Source organism: Rubritalea tangerina (assembly GCF_042683245.1).
In the GTDB taxonomy this organism is placed as follows: domain Bacteria; phylum Verrucomicrobiota; class Verrucomicrobiia; order Verrucomicrobiales; family Akkermansiaceae; genus Rubritalea; species Rubritalea tangerina.
This window is the reverse complement of the sequence record NZ_JBHUJB010000090.1, coordinates 1-529: the sequence shown is the minus strand read 5'-3', so window position 1 is coordinate 529 and position 529 is coordinate 1. Positions and strand designations below refer to the sequence as shown.

Below are 529 nucleotides of genomic sequence, written 5' to 3'. Positions count from 1 at the left end.
AGACTCGTTCTCTCTCCCAATTGGAGAGTTGAAAGAACTACAAAAGTCATTAGCGTCCTCAGAGGAATTACATATTTACGAAGGCTTACCACATCAGGCGTTCGAAAAATCCTTACTTAAATCTGAACTCAAGCGTAAGGACAAAACCTTCATAGGCTCCTATCCTTTTTACACGCCAAAAGTAAAAGTCGAAGATGACACGAAGAAATTACTAAGACGAATTTTAGGGTCTCAAAGTATATTAAGACCACATAGTGATAAACTGTGTGGTGGCTTCCACCCAGACTATGCCATTAGCTGGCATACTGAAGACGAAGACTATGCCGCACTTATTTGTTTCGGTTGTAGGGAAATAAAATTTGTAACGCCATCAAAAACACTACATTACGATCTAACACAAAAGTCTCTTGATTCCCTAAAGCAGCTGTTGAAGCCTTTTCACTCTAAGAGACCGCTCAAAAATTGACTCTGGAGAACAAGACGCTGCACCCAACCGCTGACCGCGGTTGAGCTCCGCTCACCATTTCCA

1 protein-coding gene is annotated in these 529 nt (G+C 42.0%); it reads left to right on the top strand.

Going from position 1 to position 529, the window contains the following annotated elements; genetic code table 11:
• The coding region (locus ACFSW8_RS17765; protein WP_377178928.1) for a hypothetical protein at positions 1-466 on the top strand (466 nt) is incomplete at its 5' end.
• Positions 467-529 lie beyond the last annotated feature (63 nt).